The sequence below is a fragment of the Streptomyces sp. NPDC005438 genome, from assembly GCF_040606315.1.
GTDB lineage: Bacteria > Actinomycetota > Actinomycetes > Streptomycetales > Streptomycetaceae > Streptomyces.
On record NZ_JBEXEP010000008.1, the window covers coordinates 283,756 to 302,270 of the forward strand.

The 18,515-nt window shown below is 73.9% G+C and carries 15 protein-coding genes; 4 read left to right on the forward strand and 11 right to left on the reverse strand.

Features of this window, described 5'->3' with window-relative positions:
* The first annotated feature begins 64 nt into the window (after positions 1-64).
* The 4 genes from ABZT14_RS18870 to ABZT14_RS18885 are packed head-to-tail and all read left to right on the forward strand — an operon-like array spanning position 65 to position 6,480.
* On the forward strand, positions 65-2,602 hold the full coding sequence (locus ABZT14_RS18870) for a DUF4135 domain-containing protein (RefSeq protein WP_356304099.1): 2,538 nt from the start codon (positions 65-67) through the stop codon (positions 2,600-2,602).
* Positions 2,599-3,873 (forward strand): hypothetical protein, encoded by a 1,275-nt coding sequence (locus tag ABZT14_RS18875; RefSeq protein ID WP_356303847.1) that lies wholly within the window; start codon positions 2,599-2,601, stop codon positions 3,871-3,873. Before ABZT14_RS18870 ends, ABZT14_RS18875 begins: the two co-directional genes overlap by 4 nt.
* The gene (locus ABZT14_RS18880) at positions 3,870-5,153 is read left to right on the forward strand and encodes a cupin domain-containing protein (RefSeq protein ID WP_356303850.1); all 1,284 of its coding nucleotides are present in this window, start codon (positions 3,870-3,872) and stop codon (positions 5,151-5,153) included. Before ABZT14_RS18875 ends, ABZT14_RS18880 begins: the two co-directional genes overlap by 4 nt.
* Positions 5,146-6,480: a lanthionine synthetase C family protein gene (locus ABZT14_RS18885; RefSeq protein WP_356303854.1), complete on the forward strand. Its 1,335-nt coding sequence runs from the start codon at positions 5,146-5,148 to the stop codon at positions 6,478-6,480. The genes ABZT14_RS18880 and ABZT14_RS18885 overlap by 8 nt, the downstream gene beginning before the upstream one ends.
* A 20-nt stretch (positions 6,481-6,500) precedes the next feature.
* On the opposite strand, the gene ABZT14_RS18890 is transcribed toward ABZT14_RS18885, so the two are convergent.
* From ABZT14_RS18890 to ABZT14_RS18940, 11 genes are all read right to left on the reverse strand, one after another.
* Positions 6,501-7,025: a DUF4274 domain-containing protein gene (locus tag ABZT14_RS18890; protein WP_356303857.1), complete on the reverse strand. Its 525-nt coding sequence runs from the start codon at positions 7,023-7,025 to the stop codon at positions 6,501-6,503.
* A 137-nt stretch (positions 7,026-7,162) separates the two neighbouring features.
* Complete coding sequence (locus tag ABZT14_RS18895; RefSeq protein WP_356303860.1) at positions 7,163-8,059, reverse strand: CoA ester lyase; 897 nt, start codon at positions 8,057-8,059, stop codon at positions 7,163-7,165.
* On the reverse strand, positions 8,056-9,531 hold the full coding sequence (locus ABZT14_RS18900; RefSeq protein ID WP_356303863.1) for a dihydroorotase family protein: 1,476 nt from the start codon (positions 9,529-9,531) through the stop codon (positions 8,056-8,058). Before ABZT14_RS18900 ends, ABZT14_RS18895 begins: the two co-directional genes overlap by 4 nt.
* A gap of 5 nt (positions 9,532-9,536) precedes the next feature.
* The gene (locus ABZT14_RS18905; protein ID WP_356303866.1) at positions 9,537-11,000 is read right to left on the reverse strand and encodes an MmgE/PrpD family protein; all 1,464 of its coding nucleotides are present in this window, start codon (positions 10,998-11,000) and stop codon (positions 9,537-9,539) included.
* Positions 10,993-11,946 carry a cyclase family protein gene (locus ABZT14_RS18910; protein WP_356303869.1) on the reverse strand — a complete coding sequence of 318 codons (954 nt, stop codon included), beginning with the start codon at positions 11,944-11,946 and terminating at the stop codon, positions 10,993-10,995. Before ABZT14_RS18910 ends, ABZT14_RS18905 begins: the two co-directional genes overlap by 8 nt.
* Positions 11,947-12,018: 72 nt before the next feature.
* Positions 12,019-13,254: a CoA transferase gene (locus ABZT14_RS18915; protein WP_356303872.1), complete on the reverse strand. Its 1,236-nt coding sequence runs from the start codon at positions 13,252-13,254 to the stop codon at positions 12,019-12,021.
* On the reverse strand, positions 13,251-14,069 hold the full coding sequence (locus ABZT14_RS18920; protein ID WP_356303875.1) for an IclR family transcriptional regulator: 819 nt from the start codon (positions 14,067-14,069) through the stop codon (positions 13,251-13,253). Before ABZT14_RS18920 ends, ABZT14_RS18915 begins: the two co-directional genes overlap by 4 nt.
* Before the next feature lie 65 nt (positions 14,070-14,134).
* The gene (locus ABZT14_RS18925; protein ID WP_356303878.1) at positions 14,135-15,442 is read right to left on the reverse strand and encodes an Ohr family peroxiredoxin; all 1,308 of its coding nucleotides are present in this window, start codon (positions 15,440-15,442) and stop codon (positions 14,135-14,137) included.
* Complete coding sequence (locus tag ABZT14_RS18930; RefSeq protein WP_356303881.1) at positions 15,439-16,827, reverse strand: M20/M25/M40 family metallo-hydrolase; 1,389 nt, start codon at positions 16,825-16,827, stop codon at positions 15,439-15,441. The genes ABZT14_RS18925 and ABZT14_RS18930 overlap by 4 nt, the downstream gene beginning before the upstream one ends.
* A 32-nt stretch (positions 16,828-16,859) precedes the next feature.
* On the reverse strand, positions 16,860-17,609 hold the full coding sequence (locus ABZT14_RS18935; protein WP_356303884.1) for an SDR family oxidoreductase: 750 nt from the start codon (positions 17,607-17,609) through the stop codon (positions 16,860-16,862).
* Complete coding sequence (locus ABZT14_RS18940; RefSeq protein WP_356303887.1) at positions 17,606-18,508, reverse strand: ABC transporter permease; 903 nt, start codon at positions 18,506-18,508, stop codon at positions 17,606-17,608. Before ABZT14_RS18940 ends, ABZT14_RS18935 begins: the two co-directional genes overlap by 4 nt.
* Between the last annotated feature and the right edge of the window lie 7 nt (positions 18,509-18,515).

Here is an 18,515-nt window from a genome sequence, read left to right on the forward strand (position 1 = left end):
GGCGGCGCCCCCGGGTGCCCTGCCGTGAAGGACACCCGAACCTGGAGGGGCAGCCTTGTCGGACGTGCGGGCGGACAACGAGCCGCTCTGGAGGGCGAGCGCCCCGGCCGGTGGGACCGAACCACGTGCCGGCGCGGAACTCCCCCCGGTGGTACGGCGGTTGGTGGCCGCCGTACGGAACGGGATGGCGGGCGAACTGTTCCCGCCCGTGGTCACCGACGGACCCGAGGGAACGGTCACGGTCGACCGTTCGCTCAGCGGAGCGGCCGACGCGGACCTGGTCGCCCGGGCGCTCACGGACCGGCGGTTCGCGCCCCTGCTGACCCTGCTGGAGCGGCTGGACAGCTGGTGCGGCACCGCCCGGAACACGTACGCGCGGGTCCTGGCACCCGACGTCCTCGACGTCACCAACGCCGACCTGTTCGGACCGGTGGTCTCCGAGGCCTTCGTGGCCTGCGCCACCGGGCGCCCCCACCACACCCGTAAGCGGGTGCCGGAGTGGGGCGAGCGCTACGAGGCCTTCCTCACCCTCTTTCTGGAACGGCTGCGACAGGACCTGCGGACCGTCCCGGAGGCCGTCAACTCCTCCTCTAAGCGCACCTGTTGGCCCGGCGACCCGAGGTTCACCGGCCCGGTGGTCGCGCTCTGGGCGCACGGGGAGGAGACCCACAACGGGCGCCAGCGCGTCCTGCGCCTGGACTGCGCGGGCGGTGGACGCGTCGCCTACAAGCCGCGCCCCGCCTCCGGCGAGCTGCTGTTCACCGCGAGCCCCGCCCCGCCCCCGGACGGTTCCGGGACAGCGTCGGATCTCCCGGACGGTTCCGGGAGGGCGACCGACACCCCGGCCTCCCTGTTCGACCTGCTCAACCACGCGCCCCCGGCCTCCGGCGAGGTCAGGCTCCCGGTCCTCGGCTGCTGGCGCGGCTCGGACCCCGGCTACCTGTGGCAGGAGTGGATCGAGCCCCCCGCGCAGTGGGGAACGCTGCGCGCCTCGGGGCCGTGGCGGCTGACCGGCACCGTGCTGACGCCCCGGGAGGCCGAGCGCTTCTGGCACCGCGCCGGTTCCCTGACCGCCGCCACCTTCGCCTTCGGCATCACCGACATGATCGGCAGCAACCTGGTGACCGGCAGCCGGCCCGGCGAGAGCGAGCCGCTGCTGTACCCCATCGACCTGGAGATCTACTTCTGCCGGGTCCCCCGCCTCTACGACACCGGCCTGCTGCACGACCCGACGGCCGAGGTGGACCAGCACCACGTGGGCCTGGAGGCCACCGCCCGCTGGTGCAGCGCGGAGGGCCCGGCGGTCTGCTGGCGTACCGGCCCGACCGGCGAGCTGGGCCTCCACCGCAGGCACCGGTCGTACGCCCGGGACGAGACCAGGACCGTCGTCGCCGACACCGAGGGCCGCACCGGGTATGGCCCCTACCTGCCGGCCATGCTGCGCGGCATGTTCGACGCCTGGACCCTGATGTGCCGTCAACGGGCGGCGATCAGCGCCCACCTGGCCGCGACGGCCGGCGACCACTGGGTGCGGGTACTGCGCCAGCCCACCTACCGGTACTTCGACGCCCTGGTGCCCCGCTGGCTGTCCGGTGGGGGCGCCGCCCCCGTACCGGCCGAGCCCGACGTGCGCTTCGACCGGGCCGAACTCGCGCAGCTGCGCCGCATGGACGTGCCGTACTTCGCGCGCTCCCTGGACGGGGGCCCGGTGGTGGAGGTGGAGCCCCCACCGGAGCGGTTCACCGTCCGCCCGGTCGCCGCCAGGCCCGAACCGGAGGGCGGCTGGCCCCCGTTGCCCCATCTGCTCCGGGCGGAGAACCTCGACCTCGCCGGCCTCGGGGTGGCCCTGCGGGACGCGGTGGAGCACGTCTTCGACGACGTACCGCGACTGGACGTCACCGACAAGGCGGCCGGGGTACGGCTGCGGCTGCACAGCCCCGGAGAGGGCGAGGTCGCCTTCGACTGGCCCCGCGCGGGCCGGCGGATCACCTACCTGTGGAACCGGGAGAAGGTGCGGGTGCGCGTCGACCCGGTGAACGCGCCCGAGGAGCCCGCCGAACCCGCTCCGGCCGGTGAGGTACGGCGCAGACTGCTGCGACTGGACCAGCTGGACGGGGCGATCCGCACCCCCTGGGCGGAGGGCGGCATGGTCGACACCGCCGCCGAGCGGCGCCTGCGGACCCTCACCGACGCCGGCATCGCCTGGCTTGCCGAGGTCGTGGACCGGCACGGCTGGCCGGGGCGCCGGATGGTCGGGGCGGAGGCGGCCGGCGCGGCCAGCAGACTCGTCCAGCACGCGCGCGAGCACCTGGAGTTTCGGCAGCGCTGCCTGGAGCTGATGCGCGAGTGCGCCGCCGGCGGCGACCTGCCCTGGCGCGACGTCGCCTACCTCACCGACGAACTGCGTCTCGCCGAGGGGCAGCCTCAGTGGTACGGGACCAGGTTCGAGCCGGTGAACGGACGGTTGGTGCCCTGCCCGATCGCGGAACCGGAGCGGGTCGACCACCGGCGGGCCCGGATGGGCATGGAACCCCTGGCGGACCACATCGAGCGCGTCCGGCAACGGTTTCCCCTCGCGGGGAGCGAAGCGGAGGCATCATGAGCGCACCCACCACACAGGCCGGTCCGGCCACCGACCTCGACTGGACCTCGTTCGCCCGGCGGTACTGGTCCAGCGAACCGGCGCTGGTCCGGGCCACACCACCGGTCAGCGGGGAACGGATCCACGCGCTGAACGTCGAGGCCTGCGCCCCGTTCCGCGCCGGCACCCGGTTCTGGGTGATGCCCGACGTCCGCTTCCTGGCCGGCGACGGCTGGCTGCGCGCCCCGGGCACCCTGCTGCCGCACACCTCGGACCCGGACCTGGACGCCTACCTCGACCGGTTGGACACCGAACTGGCCGGCGAGGGCTACCTGTTGACCGTACGACAGCCGCTGCTGCTGGACTACGCGCTGTGGGCCGCCGTACGGGACACGGTCCGGGGACTGTGGGAACAGGTGGGCTGGCCCAACCTCCCGGTGGTCACCGAGGTGCTCACCGGAGACCGGTACACCCAGCACGTCGGGGCGGCGGAGGAGCCCACCCACGCGGCGCTCACCTGGGTGCTGCAGGGCCGGCTGGACGTACGGCTGTGGGACGAGCGGCACGGCCCCCCACCCGCCGAGATCGCCGACGTGGAGCGGGAGTCGGCGGGGGCGCGGACCCTGAGCGCGGGCCCCGGGGAACTGCTGTACTGGCCGGGCGACCACCGGCACGTGGACACCTACCGGGACCGCTGCGTGGCCCTGCGCCTGCGGATACCGGTGGACGGCCGGCTGCCGTTCACCGAACTGCGGGACCTGCTGGCCGACCTGGTCCACGGCCGGCAGGGCAACGACGAGACGGTGCCCTACTTCCCCTTCCACCCCGGCTCCGGTGTCGACGATCCGGGCGGGGTGCTGCCCCGGCTGACCGAGGTGGGCGAGGAACTCCGTACCGTCGTGGAGGGCGAGGAACTGCGCAGGACCCTGCGGGTCCGGTGGGCGGCGCTGCGGTCGGCCGCCGGCCTCGAACCGATCCCCGAACCCCGCGAGGCGGTCGCGCTGACCCCGGAGGCGCGGATACGCCGGGTGGGCGAGATCGTACGGATGCCGGACGGCCCCGGCCGCGAGGTGTGGGCGGTCAACGGCAACGTCTTCACCCTGCCCGGCGCCGCCGGTGACCGGATCTGGTCGGCCCTGGGCGACGGAGGGGAGACGGACGTGGCCTCGGTCTGCCGTGCCCTCGGTGGCGACGGCTCCGGCGACAGCCGGAACGACAGAAGTGTGCTCGCCCTGCTGGACAGGCTGTACCGGCTGCGCGGCATCGACCTCGTCGAGGGGGAGGCACTATGACACCGGTCACCGAGACGACACCGATCACCGAGACCTCCTGGGACTGGGACACCTTCGTCAGCCGGTACTGGGACCGGGAACCCGTGCTCTACCGGGGAGTCGACGGTGGCCCCTTCGCCGAGGAGGAGGTCTTCGAGGCCTCGGTGCGGGGCAGCCGGCCACCGCATCCGCTGGCCATCCCCACCAACCTCCAGTTCCTGGTGGAGCGGCGGCAGCAGACCCGTCCGCGCGACTACCTGCCGGAACTCTCCGACGGTTCGTTCGAGGGCTACGAGCGGCGCATGGACCAGCGGTTGGACGGCCAGCGCTACGCCCTGGTGGTCCACCGGTTCCACGCCTTCTCGCACCCGGTGTGGCGGCGGGCCAGGCAGTTCTACTCCGGGCTGTGGGAGCGGGTGGGGCAGCCGACCCACAGCGTCGGCTCCACCCTGTTCCACGGGTCGTACGAGCACAGCCCCGTGGGCGTCCACCAGGACCGGTTCTCCACCTTCATGTTCTGTGTGCGCGGCACCAAGCGGATGCGGTTCTGGGCCGAACGCCCCTGGTCCGAGCCGGTGCACACGGTCCTGGACTACCGGCCCTACCTGGACTCCTCCTTCGTCGTCGAGGTCGGGCCCGGGGACCTGCTGTACTGGCCCTCGCGCTACTACCACGTCGGGGAGAGCGCCGGCCGGGAACCGGCCACCAGCGTCAACGTCGGCGTCCCCCGGCGCGAGCACCGGCCGTACTACGAGATCAAGGACCTGTTCCGGGGAACCCGGCCGACCGCCTCGGCACCGCTGTTCACCCCGGACGCCGGCCCCGACGGACGACTGTCGGGCGAACTGCCCACCGCGCTGGCCGACGCCGTGGACGCCTTCAGCCGGGAACTGTCCGAGGAGCCGTTCCAGGACCGGGCCACCGCCCTGGCGCTGAGGGTGAGGACCGGCGGCGGCTTCTGGCCGACCCCTCCACCCGCCGCACCGCCCCCGCTGGACGAGGCCACCCCGGTCCGCGCCTGCGCGCCCCTGCTGGTGGCCCCCGGCGACGGCCCCCGACGGTACGGCGCCAACGGCAACGTCTCCGCCGGCCGGGCCGGCCCCGAGGCCCTCGCCGTACTGGACCGCCTGAACGCCGGCGAGAGCGTCACGGTGAGCGGCCTGCCCCAACCCCTGCGCGACGAGGTCCGCGCCCTGCTGGAGGAACTGGAGAGCTTCCGTGCCGTCACCCGACTCGACACCGGCACCCACGTCGACGGGGAACCGCCCGGCGACACCGACCCTTCGACGGGCGGTGACTGACCGACCCACCCACCGGGAGCGGGCGGCCGAGGTCGTGCGCGAGGTCGCCGACCGGCTGGCCGACCCGGAGGACGTCGCCGGAACCGCCCAAGCCCCGGACAACCTCCTGCGCTACCCGGGCAACCCCCAGCCCGTCTGGAACCCGCTGCTGCTGTCCGACGGGTACCCCGGAGTCGCCCTGCTGTTCGCGGAGTTGGCCGCCCAGGAGCCCGAGATGCGCGGCCGGGCGCACGCCTATCTGACGGCCGGGCTCGCCAGCGGCATCGCGCTGCTGCCGCAGTCCCTGTACGGCGGCATGGTGGCCCTGGCCTTCGCCGGCCACACCGCCGCCACCGGCTTCGGTGGCTACGGCACCATGCTCGCCGGCCTGGACGCGCACATCACCGGTCACGCCCGGGGCCGGGCGCGGGAGGACCGGGAACGCGCGCTCGCCGGCCGGCCGGTCGGCGCCTGGACCCGCTACGACGTGCTGGACGGCACGGCGGGTGTCGGCCGCTACCTGCTGGCGCGGTACGAGCACGGCGGCGAGGAGGCACGCGCCACGGTCGAGCCCGCCCTCCGGGACGTACTGGAGTCCCTGGTGGCCACGGCCACCGCCGACGACGTCGAGTGGGAGGGCGTCCGGCGCCCGGTGTGGTGGATCACCGAGGGACTGGAGTACGGACTCGACGAGCACGTCAACCTCGGCCTGGCGCACGGTGTCTGCGGCCCGCTCGCCCTGCTGTCCCTCGCCTGGCGGGCGGGGGTACGGGTGGACCGGCAGGACGAGGCCATCGAGCGGATGATGGGCCTGCTCACCCGCTGGCGGGTCACCGACGGGACCGGCCCCCGGTGGCCGCACCTGATGAACCGGGAGCACCTCGCCAGTGGCCAACCGCACGGACGTGGACGGGACTCCTGGTGCTACGGAGCGGCCGGCACCGCCCGCGCCGTCTACCTCGCCGGCGCCGCCCTGGACCGGGCGGACTGGCGGGAGGAGGCGCACACCGCGCTGCACGGAGCGCTCTCGGCGGCCACCGAAAAAGGCACCGTCGACTCGGCCCTCTGCCACGGCTGGGCCGGGCTGCTGCACCTGGCCCAGCGGACGGAGCAGGACAGCGGTGACCCCGCCTACCGGCCCCTGGTCGACGACCTCGCCGGGCGGGTGGTGGAAGGCTTCGACCCCGAGGCCCCCTTCGGCTACCGCTACCACCACCACCTCGCCCCCCGCGACCTGGACCGCCCCGGCTTCCTGGAGGGGGCCGCCGGCATCGCCCTGGCCCTGCACTCCTACGCCACCGGCCAGCCCCCGGCCACCTCCTGGGACGGTGCCCTGCTGATCCGGTGACCCCGGCGTCCCCGTACCCGTCAGCGGTCGCCCGGGCCGGGAGGGTGAGCGACCACGGGGTGGAGGAAGGCGTCCTCGAACTCCTGGCGTGCCCTGCGGGTGCGGGCGGCGCGCAGGGTGCGCTGACGGTCGCTCAGGCCGGGGTCGTCGAGGGCGTGGTAGCCCGTGTCGAAGGAGTTGCGGGCGACCGGGAAGGTGCCGTGCCGCAGGCCCTCGACCAGGGTGGTGCAGTAGGCGACCAGGACGGCGAACTCCTCCGGCTGGTGTCGGGCCTCGACCGAGTACGCCTCCCGCAGCGCTCCCGCCTCGTCCGACAGGTGCAGGCGCGCCGTGTCGTCCAGCTCCCAGAACATCCGCAGCGCCAGGGCGCGGTCACAGCGGGGGTGGCGCACCACGGCGAGGGGCACGGTGAAGCCCTCGTCCCAGTTGTAGGCGCTCATCAGCTCCCACAGGAGCGTCTCGTCGGACAGCGCCGCGACCCGTTCCGCCAGGACCGGGTGGTCACCGGGACCGTGGTGCAGGACCTGCTCGACTTCGGGGTGCATGGCCGTCCTCACCGGGTGCCCTGGATGGTCGCCGTCAGACTACGGCCCCCTCACCGGGGGCGGGGGGGCACGGGCCCCCTCCGACGGAGAGAGGTCAACCACCGGGCACCGTCCGGTGGTTGACCCCCTCGGGCGGGTCAGGGGTGGGCGGGGGCGACGGGGTGGTCCTCCGGGGAGAAGCCGGCGACCTCGGCCGTACGCAGGACCGCGCGGGCCCGCCGTACCACCGCCTCGTCCACCATCCGGCCCCGGTCGTCGACCAGGACGCCGCTTCCGGCTTCCTCGAAGCGGCGCACCAGCGCGCGGGCCTCGGCGACCTCCTCGGCGTCGGGGGTGAAGACCTCGTTGACGACCGGTACCTGGGCCGGGTGGACACAGGTGCGCCCCCGGAAACCCAGGCGCGCGAACCGCCGGGTGGTGGCGCGCAGTCGCTCGGGGTCGGCGAGGTCGGTGAACGCCGGGGCCAGGGGCGGGGCCAGCCCGGCCGCCGCGCAGACCAGCACCAGCCGGGACCGTATCCACAGCAGTTCCAGCCCCTCCGGCCCCGGGTCCACCCCCAACTCGGCGCAGAGGTCGGCCTCCCCGAGGTGGAGCCGGGCCACCCCGGGGGCCCGGGCGATCTCCTCGGCGGCGGCCACGGCCGAGGGGCTCTCCAGCACCGGGCACAGCACCGGTGGGGGACCGTGGGAGCCCCGGCCCAGCAGGTGGTACGCCTCGGTGACCTGTCGGGCCGACTCCGCCTTGGCCAGCAGGACGCCGTCCCACGGCAGCCCGGCCAGGGCGGCGAGGTCCGCCGTGCCCGCTGCGCCGGGGTTGACCCGTACCCACACCCGGGGCCGGGGCCGGTGGGTGAGCCCGGCCAGCCAGTCGACCACCGTGGCGCGGGCCACCTCCTTGCGGGCGGGGGCCACGGCGTCCTCCAGGTCGAGGATCAGCGCGTCGGCGCCCCGCTGTTCCGCGCGGGCCAGCATCTCCGGCCGGTCCCCCGGTACGTACAGGGCGCTGCGCACCGGGGACGGCACCACCCCGCTCATCGGGACCGCACCCCCCGGGGGACGTACGCGCCGAGCGGGTCGCCCTGGACCTTGCCGTCCCGCAGCACGTGGTGGCCGCGCAGGAAGGTGTCGGTGACCTGGGCGGTCAGCTCGAAGCCCTCGAAGGGGGTGTACTCCTGGGAGGACTCGGAGTCGGCGGCGCGCACGGTCCAGGTGCGGTCGGGGTCGACCAGGCAGAAGTCGGCGTCCTTGCCCACGCCGAGGTCGCCCTTGGTCTCCAGGCCGTACCGCCGGGCGGGGTTGGCGCTGCTGAGAGCGGCGATGCGCCCCCAGGACAGCCCCCGGGGCCGGCCCTCGGTGATGAGGCCGGGCAGCAGGTACTCGGCTCCGCCGAAGCCGGACCGGGCGAGGAACACGTCGTCCTTGGGGGTGCCGAACTTCAGCTCCTCGCGGCAGCAGGCGTGGTCGCTGACCACCCAGTCGACGGTGCCGTCCAGCACGTATTCCCAGAGCGCCTCCACGTCCTCGCGGGGCCGCAGCGGTGGGTTGACCTTGCCGCCGATCCCGCTCGCGGTGTCGATGTCCGCCAGCAGGTGCCCGACGGTGACCTCCCGGCGGAAGTCGATGTGCGGGAAGGCGCGGGACATGCGGACCGCCGCGTCCAGGGCCTTGCGGGAGCTGAGGTGCAGCAGGTTGATGGTGGGCAGTTCGGTCTCGTGGGCGAGGTAGGAGGCGATCGAGACGGCCAGGCCCTCGGAGTGCGGGGGCCGGGAGGCGCTGTAGGCGGCCAGGCCGCTCAACTCGCCGGCCTCCTCGACCAGTTGGCTGTAGGCGGTCATGATCTCGGCCGTCTCGCAGTGCAGGGACAGGGAGATCCGGTCGGCCAGTTCGGGGAACCGCTGCCGGGCCTGTTGGATGCCGCGCATCACGAACTCGAAGTGGGCGTAGTCGTAGCGCTCGCCCTCGGGGGTCATCAGGAACGAGTTCTGGTCGGAGGAGCGGCCGTGCAGGCCGTGGCTGCCGTAGAACATGAAGACCTTGAAGGAGGTCACCCCGAACCGTTCGATCAGCTCGGGTATCTCGCTGATGTGTTCCCGGCTCATCGGCGCGAGGTGGTACGCGTAGTCGACGTGGGGCCGGCCCTCGGTGGCGGCGAGGACCTCGGGGAAGAACTCCCGGTACGGTCCGCCCCGGTTGAGGTAGTACTGGCCGGTGCGCATGTAGGACAGGGCCGTGGTCACCCCGCCCTGGGCACAGGCCCGGCTCTCCACGGCGGCGTCCCGCGACAGGTCGTGGTAGATGCCCCAGTGCTGGTGGCCGTCGACCACCCCGGGGAACGCCAGCCGTCCGGTCGCGTCCACGACCCGGTCGGCGTGTTCGGCCGGCAGCCCGGGCTCGACGGCGGCCACCACCCCGTCGCGTACGGCGATGTCGGCCTCGCGGGGCTCGTCCTGGCCGGGGTCGACCACCCGGGCGTTCTTCACCAGCAGGTCGTAGTGCTGTGTGGACATGAGGGTTACCTACCTTCGTACGGTGCCGCGTGATCGCTGGCGCGGGGTGGGTTCGCAGGGGGGCGGCAGGGGTCCAACAGGGGGGCGAGGTCGGGGAGTTCGGCCAGCCGCGCGGCGGCGGCGCGTACCGCGCCGGCACGGTCGGCGTCCAGCGCGCCGGACACGTTGTCCTGGAACTTCAGGCCCAGCTCCTCGGCGCTGAGGGGGCGTTGGGGCCCGCCCCGGTTGGCGAGCACCTCCGCGTACCAGACCTCGCCGTCGGTGTCCCGCACGGTGAGCGTGGCCGGGAACTGGCGGGGGAACACCTCGGTCGCCCGGGGGTCCGCGACCACCTCGACCCGGGCCATCAGGGCACGGCGCCCGGGGTCGCGGGCCAGCTCGTCGGTGTAGTCGGCGAGGGTGACGCCCAGCCCGTTGCCCGGGCCGCAGAGGGCCGCCGCCAGTGCGTACGGCCCGCTGAACTGGGCCTGGTAGCCGGTCTCGGGCGCGCGCTTCTGCTCGATGGGTTCGCCGACGGTGCGCAGCACCGGCGCCGGGACCCCCAGTACGGCGCTGGCCACCCGTTCTGGGACCAGGCCCCGGGCGCGCAGTTCCAGGGCGGCGTCCACGGCGGCGTGGGTGAAGTGGTTGGCCGGGTAGGGCTTGTGGAAGATCTCCGGGGCCGCCCACCGGGTGCCGAGGTCCTCGGTGATCTCGGTGGGGGAGTAGTTGCCGTGCAGGAAGGCCTGGAAGAAGCCGAACCTGCCCTCCAGCACGGTCGGCGGACCGGTCAGGCCCCGGGCGGCCAACTGCGCGGCGGTGACGGCGGCGTGGGCGGCCCAGCCGCAGTGCAGCCGTTTGACGGTGCCGCCCGTCCGGTTGGACTCGATGATGCCCGAGGCGGTGGAGGCGGCCAGTCCCAGCGCGTCCCGTACGCCTTCGTGGTCCAGGCCCAGCAGTACGGCGGCGGCGACGGCGCCGCCGAGGGTGCCGCAGATGGAGGTGGCGTGCTGGCCGTGCTCGAAGAAGGTGGAGTTGCCGGCCCGCCGGTCGTAGCCGGCCATGCCCAGACGCACCGCCACCTCCAGTCCGAGAGCGGTGGCCCGGACGGTCTGGGCGCCGTCGGCGCCGGCCAGTTCGGCCGCCGCCAGGGTGGCGGGCACCACCGAGGCGCTGGGATGCAGGACCGACGGCAGGTGGGTGTCGTCGAAGTCCAGCGAGTGCGCCAGCACCCCGTTGGCCAGGGCCGCCTGCGCGGCCGGTACGCGGGGGAGGGCGAAGCCGACCACACGGGCCTGCTCCGCGCCGCCCTGCTCCGCGACCAGGTCCACCACGGCCCGGCTGGTGGGCAGGTGGCGCGCGGCCACACACAGCCCCAGCACGTCCAGGACCCGGCCGCCGATGTCGTGTACCACCTCGGCGGGAAGGTCGGTGGCCCGGGTGCCGGTGGCGAAGGCCGCCAACTCGTCGGCGAGGGTGCGTTCAGCCATGGTGGCCGCCGTCGGTGTCCGGGGCGGGGGTGTCGGCGGCGCTGGGGACGCTGTGGCCGTTGGGGGCGCTGTGCCCGGGGACCAGGGCCAGCGGGCGGACCGGCGACCCGGTGGCCCCGTAGAGCGGCAGCGGGGCCAGGACGAAGGTGAACTCGCGCACCCGGTGGGCGGCGACCTCCTCCAGGTTCATGGTCTCCACCAGGTAGATGCCGGCCTCCACCAGCAGCACCCGGTGGGCGGGCAGGTAGGCGTGGCCCCGACCCGGCGACAGGTGCTCGAAGGCGATGGTGTCCGCCCCCGCCGCGTGCACCCGTCGCTCGGCCAGCCAGCGGGCGCCGGCCTCGCCGACCCCGGGCACACCGGTGTCCGCCCCGGGGTACACCGAGCGGTCGGGGTGGTCGAAGTGCCGGCCCCAGCCGCTGCGGACCAGGACCACGTCCCCCTCGCCCACCGGGGTGCCCTGGCCGCGTTCGGCCGCGTCCAGGTCGTCGGGGGTGATCTCGTAGTCGGGCGGGCAGGGTTCGCCGAGGACGGCGGGCACGTCCAGCAGCACCCCGCGCCGCACCATCGGCGCGATGGTGTGCACGCCCAGTTGCGCGTACCGCCCGCCCGCGCCGGCCTGGGCCGCGTCCACGCCGCCGTGCAGCAGGCCGTTGTGCGACACGTGGGCGAGGGCGTCGATGTGCGTGCCGACATGGGTGCCCATGACCAGCATGTCGTTGGCGGCGGAGCCACCGTCCTCGCGTACCCGGTCGCCGTGGCGGCGCGGCAGGGTGTGCCAGTAGGCGGGGTGGTTGGGGGACTGGGGCATCCCGACGGTCAGCTGACGGCCGAGGTCGTACACCCGCAGCCCCGCGCGCACCACGTCGAGCAGCGGGTCACGGTGGGTGGGAGCGGCGGTCGGGGCGCTGGCCGGTGGGTCGACGGAGGTGGTGGTACTGCGCACGGGCGGATCCGTTCTCGTCGTTGGGGATGTCCGGTCGCCGGGGCGGAGCCGGACGGGGAGGGCGAAGCCGGTTCAGGTGACGACGTGCCGTTCGCGAAGTCGGGCCAACTCGTCCTGGTCCACGCCGAGTTCCTTGACCAGCACCTCGTCGGTGTCGGCGCCCAACGGCCGGCCGGTGAAGCGGATCGACCCCGGCGAGCGGGACATGCGCCACATGACGTTGTGCATCAGCAGCGGCCCCAGGTCCTCGTCCGGCACCTCGGTGAGCATCCTGGTCTCCCGGACGTGCGGGTCCGACACCAGGTCACGGGCGTCGTAGATCGGGGCGACGGCGGCTCCGGCCCCGGTGAAGCCGGCGACCACCTCCTCGCGGGTGCGCGCGCCGATCCAGTCGGCCACCGGGGCGTCCAACTGGTCGGCGTGGGCGGCCCGTCCGCCGCCGGTGGCGAACCACGGCCGGTCCACCAGGTCCGGGCGGCCGACCAGTCGCATCACCCGTTCCGCGATCGCCTGGGCGCTGGTGGAGACCGCCACCCAGTGGCCGTCCCGGGTGCGGTAGGTGTTGCGGGGCGCGTTGTTGGTGGAGCGGTTGCCGTGGCGCTGGCCGACCTCGCCCAGCTGCTGGTAGACGGTCGGGGACGGGCCGACGGCGGTCATCAGGGGTTCCAGCAGGCTCATGTCGATCACCTGGCCCCGGCGCTCGGGGTCCCGCTCACGGGCGTAGAGCGCCATCACCGCGGCCGAGGAGGCGGCGACCCCGCAGACGCTGTCGGCCAGGCCGAAGGCCGGGAGGGTGGGCGGCCCGTCGGCCTCGCCGGTCAGGTGGGCGAAGCCGCTCATCGCCTCGGCGAGGGTGCCGAATCCGGCGCGGGAGGCGTAGGGCCCGTGCTGGCCGAAGCCGGTGATCCGTACGGTGACCAGTCCCGGGTTGTCGCCCGCCAGCCGCTCGGGGGCCAGCCCCCACCGCTCCAGGGTGCCGGGGCGGAAGTTCTCCACCAGTACGTCGGCGGTGGCGACCAGGCGACGGAAGAGGTCGGCGCCCTCCGGGTCGGAGAGGCTCAGCCCCACGGTCCGCTTGTTCCGTGACACCTCCTTCCACCACAGCGGGTGGCCGTCCTTGCTGGGGCCGTGGCCCCGCAGACCGTCGCCGGCCACCGGGTGTTCGACCTTGATCACGTCGGCGCCGAAGTCGCCCAGGAGCTGGGCGCACAGGGGGCCGGCGAGGATGGTGGAGGCGTCCACCACCCGCAGTCCGTCCAGCGGTCCTCGGGTGGCGGGCTCGGCCTCGTGGGTGACGGGTGGCTTCACGTCGGATCCTCCTCACTGTCGGGGGCGAGGGAACCCGCGCCCAGGTCCGCGGACACCTCGCGGGCCGCGCGGGCGACCGCCCGGCCCATCAGGTGGCGTTCGTCGCTCTGGAACAGCTCCTTGGTGCCGCACACCGAGATCGATCCGACGACCTGTCCGGTGACCCCGTACACCGCCGCCGCGACGCTGGCCGCCGCGACCTGGCGTTCGCCGAGGCTGGAGGCGTAGCCCAGCTCACGGATGCGGGCGATGTCCTCCCACAGGGCGGAGGAGGAGGTGATGGTGGCCTCGGTGACGCTGTCCAACCGGTGGTGGGCGATGTAGTCGGCGATCTCCGAGTCCGGCATCGCGGCCAGGATGGCCTTGGAGGAGGAGCCGGCGTGCAGGGGGTGGGTGGTGCCCAGGGCGACCGACATCCTTATCTCGTGGTGGGAGAGCACCTGGTCGGCGTAGACCCGGGACCATCCCTGGCGGATCGACAGGGTGCTGGTCTGGCCGGTGCGTTCGGTCAGGTACGCCAGGTGCCGGTGGGCGACCGCCGGGATGTCCAGCTCCCGTACGGCGGCGAGCCCGATGCTGAGCGCGCCGGGGCCCAGGCGGTAGAGCTTGCTCTCCTCGTCGAACCCCAGGAACTGGCAGGCCACCAGTTCCCGGAGGATCCGGTGGGTGACCGCCTTGGACAGACCGGTCTCCCGCGCGACGCTGGAGACCCCGCTGGAGTGCGGGGACCGGGCCACGGCGTCGATCACGCTGACGGCACGTCCGATGGTCGAACGGGTCTGCGTGGCGGGGGCGTTGACGTCTTCGGTGATCATCTGCGACCTCGGTGTTCGGGGGCCGACGGGCGGCCGGTGGTGGGGGAGGGTGCGGAGCGGGCGCCTCAGCCCCCGCCCCGTACCCGGGTGGTCACCCGTATGTTGCCGCGCACGGCGCGGGAGTACGGACACACCCGGTGCGCCCGCTCCACCAGTTCGGCCAGTCGGTCGGTGGGGGACTCGGCGTCGACGGTCAGGGTCACCCCGAGTCCGTAGGCGGTGGCCACCGTGCCGAGGGTGACCTCGGCGGTGACGGTGGCCTCGCCCAACGGTCGGCGGTCGCGGCGGGCGACCGCCTCCAGGGCGCTGCGGAAGCAGGCGGCGTAGCCGGCGGCGAACAGCTCCTCGGGGTCGGTACCGGTCTGCCCCTCGGACCGTTCGGCGGGGCGCAGGAGGGCGAGGTCCAGCGAGCCGGTCTCCGAGCGGGCGCTGCCGCTGCGGCCACCTCGGACCGTGACCCGCGAGGTGTGCAGCGGCCGGTAGCCGTCGGGGTCCCGCGACAGGTGGGCGCCCTCGTCGGGGTCCGCCTCCGTGATCCCGTGGGCTTTCCCGGCTTCCTCGTCGGCGTGGTCCCGCACGTGCCGTGCCACCTCCTCGGCGAACGCCTCGGGCCGCTCCTCGGCCACGAAGTCGGTGCCGCCGGGGATCACCACCAGGGGCGCGTGCGGGAACGCCCGCTTCACCTCGGCGTTCATACGGTTCAGTACGTCCTCGCTGCCGTGGCACAACAGCAGTGGCAGGTCGGCGATCTCCTCGGTACGCGGACGGTGGTCGAACACCGCGCGGTAGGCCACGCCGTAGTCGGGGCCGACGCTGAGGTACTCGGCGACCTGCCGGCTCGCGGAGTCGGCGCCGATGGTCGGGTACAGCCACCGCACCCGTTCCCAGATGGTCCGCAGGTGCCCGCCCTCGTCGTCCAGGACGTAACCCGGGGCGTAGGAGGCGGCCTTGGCGGCGCGTTCCTCGTCGGAGTAGACGGGGATGCCCTGGAACACCAGGCCCCGCACCCGCTCCGGCCGCTGGCGCGCGGCCTCCAGGGCGAAGACGGCGCCGGTGTGCTGGCCGAGCAGGTGGATCCGGTCCAGGCCCAGGGCGTCGGCGATCTGCCAGACCGCCCGGGCGTACCGCTCCACGGACCACGGTTCGGGTGCCGGGTCGGACATCCCGAACCCGGGGGTGTCCACCGCGATCGCGCCCACCCCCCGGTCGGCGAGGGGCTGGAGCACCGGTTCGTAGGTCGCCGAGGACAGGGGTGACTGGTGCAGCATCAGCAGTTGCGGGTCGTCGGGGGAGCCGGCCCGGCGGTAGTGCACCTGCCCCCACGGGAGGTCGAGGTAGCCGCGCACGGAGGAGCCCTTGAGGTCGGTGGTCATGTCCGGTCCGCCTCTCCCCCGGGGGCGGCGGCCAGCGCGGCCATCACCTCGATGACGTGGCGCACCCCGGCGCGGTAGTCCTCCAGGCTGACGCGTTCGTTGGGCCCGTCGACGCCCGCGTCGGCCCGGGAGACCCCGACGCCGACGATGGGCCGGCCGCTCAGCACGCCCTGGTTGCCGATCCACTGGGTGAAGGGCTCGACCACGGGTTCGGTGCCGTACGCGCGGCGGGCGGCGTCCGCCACCAGTCCGACGAACTCCTCCCGGTGGTCGGTCAGGTGGGGCCGGCTGGTGGCCATGGTCTCCAGGGCGAGGTCGGCGAAGCCGTGGGCGTCCAGGTGGGACCGCAGCAGGGTGGTGACCTTCTCCGGGTCCTGGCCGGCGATCAGCCGTACCTCCAGCTTGGCGGTGGCGCTGGCCGGGATGCCGAGGGTCACGTCGTCCCGGTTGTCCCCGCCCTCGATCCCGGTCACGGTCAGGGTGGGGCGGGTACGGATGGCCACCGCGGCCGAGGCGTCGTCCAGCCCGCCGAGGAAGGCGTCCACCCCGGCCCGGTCGCGGACGTACTCCCCGGGGAAGGGCAGGGCGCGCAGCATCGCCTCCTCCTCGGCGGTCGGGGTGCGGGCGTCGGCGGCGAACCCCTCCACCAGCACGGTGCCGTCCGGGCGTTGCAGGCTGGCCAGGGCGGCGGCCAGCCGGATGGTGGCCGAGGGCAGCAACGCGGTGTTCTGGCTGGTGAGTTCGCGCCGCAGCGTGTGGGCCGTCAGCCGCAGGTACAGCACGCCCTTCTCGCCCAGCTTCAGCAGCGGTCGCCCCTGGTCGTCGGTCCAGGAGTTCTCCCACAGGGCGGCGTCGGCGGCCACCCGGTCGGCGTGCGCCTCCACGAAGGGGCCCAGCCCCGGACTGTGCAGCCACTGCTTGCCCTCGATCAGGTAGCGGCTGGTGACCGGGGGTTCCAGACCGGCCAGCCGCCAGGCTGCGGCGGCGTGGATACGTGACATCAGGGCGCCCTTGTCGTCGGCGACGCCCCGCGCGTACAGCCAGCCGTCGTGGATCTCGGCCGCGTACGGGGGGCTGATCCACTCCGCGTCGTCGCCGGTGGGCTCCACCTCCACGTCGTAGTGGTTGAAGTGCAGCAGTCGGCGGCTCCCGGGGGTGCCGGCGATCTCGCCCAGCACGTACGGGTGGGAGTCGGTCCAGGGGATCACCTCGCCGGTGCCGCCCCAGCGCCGCAGGGAGGCGGCGAGGAAGTCGGCGGTCTCGCGCATGTGGTCCGGTTCCTGGCGACGGCTACGGATGCGGCACAGGCTCTGGAGTTCCTCGACGAACTCGTCGAGGTGCCGGTCCAGCGCCTCCCACACGGGGGTGGTGTCAGGCTGGTTCATCGGTGTCCTTCTCCTCGGGTGACGCCTGGGCGTCAGTGGATGGTGGCCCCGCCGTCCACGAACAGCACCTGGCCGGTGGTCATGGCGGAGGCGGGGGACAGCAGGAAGACGACCGCCTCGGCCACCTCGGTCTCCGTCACCGGGCGGCCCAGCGGGATGGAGGCGAGCTTGTCGGCCATGTACGCGGGGTCGGCCCGCACGTCGCTTGTCATCGCGGTCGGCACGATGGTCGGGGCCACGGAGTTGACCCGGATGCCGTCGCCCGCCCACTCCAGGGACAGCACCCGGCTCAGGTGCATCACGGCGGCCTTGCTGACGCAGTAGCCCACCGAACCGGTCACGGCGATCCGGCCGTTGGTGGACCCCAGGGTCACCACCGACGCCTCCGGGGCGGCCACCAGCGCCGGGTGGGCGGCCCGGGTGACCTTGAAGGTGCCGGTGAGGTTGACGTCCAGTACCTCGGTGAAGTCGGCGTCCGAGGTGGTGGCGGCCGGCCCCCGGCGTACGATCCCCGCGCAGTGCACCAGGTGGTCCAGCCGCCCGTGGGCGGAGGTCACCTCCGCCACCAGCCGTTGGCAGTCGGCGGTCCGGGTCACGTCCACCCGGTGGGCGGTGTGCCCGGCGCCCGGGGGCGGTGACCAGTCGGCCGGGTCGGCCCGGTCCGCGCCGGCCACCGCGCAGCCCCGGTCGGCCAGCAGCCGGGCCACCCGGGCGCCGATGCCCTGGGCGGCCCCGGTGACCAGGGCGGTACGGCCGTCGAAACGGTGCGGGTCGGCGGTCACGAGGCCACCACCCGGTTCTCCTCGGCCCAGAAGGCGATCCGCCGTTGCAGCAGGCGGATGAGGAAGTGGGCCACCAGGCCGAGGGCGGAGAGCACGATCAGCACCGCGAACATGCCGGCGATGTCGAAGTTGTAGTTGGTCTGGAGGAGCAGGTAGCCCAGCCCCTCCTTGGCGCCGATGAACTCGCCGACCACCGCGCCCAGGATGGCGAAGACGATCCCGATGTCGAGGCCGGCGAAGATGAACGGCAGCGCGCTGGGCAGCCGCACCATGCGGAAGACCTGGAACCGTCCGGCGCCGAAGACCTTGAGCATCTGGATGCGGTCGGCGTCGGCGGACCGCAGCCCCTCGATGACGTTGACCAGCATCGGGAAGAAGGCGATGACCGCCGCCATCACGATCTTGCTGGTCATCCCGAAGCCGAACCAGACCACGAACAGCGGCGCCAGGGCCACCTTCGGAACGGTCTGGAAGGCCACGATGTACGGCATGAACGTCCGCTCCACCAGACGTATCTGGGAGATGGCGGTGCCCAGCAGGAGTGCGGTGGCGACCCCCAGCAGGTAGCCGATCAGGGACTCCTGGACGGTCACCTGGAAGTGCGTCCAGAACATCGGGTCGCCGAGCTGGGTGACCAGCGCGTCGGCGATCCGCGAGGGCCGGGGGAGCACGTACTCGTCCACGCCCAGGGGGCGCAGGGCGAACTCCCACACCAGCACGACCACCACGAACACCCCGGGTACCAGAACGAGTTCGGGCCGTTCGCGCAGGTCCAGGCGTCGTCGGGCCGGGGCGCCGGACGGGGGTCCGCCCCTGCCGGACCTGCGGGGCCCGCGCTTCCTGCCGGTGCCTTCCGCCCCGGGCACGTCACCGGAGGTCTCCGGTCGGGTGACTGTCATACGGGCC

Excerpts from the sequence above, each read along its gene's own strand:
- ABZT14_RS18875 (WP_356303847.1), top strand. The coding sequence starts at position 2,599 with ATGAGCGCACCCACCACACAGGCCGGTCCGGCCACCGACCTCGACTGG.
- ABZT14_RS18920 (WP_356303875.1), bottom strand. The coding sequence starts at position 14,069 with ATGATCACCGAAGACGTCAACGCCCCCGCCACGCAGACCCGTTCGACC.
- ABZT14_RS18890 (WP_356303857.1), bottom strand. The coding sequence starts at position 7,025 with ATGCACCCCGAAGTCGAGCAGGTCCTGCACCACGGTCCCGGTGACCAC.
- ABZT14_RS18900 (WP_356303863.1), bottom strand. The coding sequence starts at position 9,531 with ATGTCCACACAGCACTACGACCTGCTGGTGAAGAACGCCCGGGTGGTC.
- ABZT14_RS18930 (WP_356303881.1), bottom strand. The coding sequence starts at position 16,827 with ATGAACCAGCCTGACACCACCCCCGTGTGGGAGGCGCTGGACCGGCAC.
- ABZT14_RS18940 (WP_356303887.1), bottom strand. The coding sequence starts at position 18,508 with ATGACAGTCACCCGACCGGAGACCTCCGGTGACGTGCCCGGGGCGGAA.
- ABZT14_RS18925 (WP_356303878.1), bottom strand. The coding sequence starts at position 15,442 with ATGACCACCGACCTCAAGGGCTCCTCCGTGCGCGGCTACCTCGACCTC.
- ABZT14_RS18905 (WP_356303866.1), bottom strand. The coding sequence starts at position 11,000 with ATGGCTGAACGCACCCTCGCCGACGAGTTGGCGGCCTTCGCCACCGGC.
- ABZT14_RS18895 (WP_356303860.1), bottom strand. The coding sequence starts at position 8,059 with ATGAGCGGGGTGGTGCCGTCCCCGGTGCGCAGCGCCCTGTACGTACCG.
- ABZT14_RS18880 (WP_356303850.1), top strand. The coding sequence starts at position 3,870 with ATGACACCGGTCACCGAGACGACACCGATCACCGAGACCTCCTGGGAC.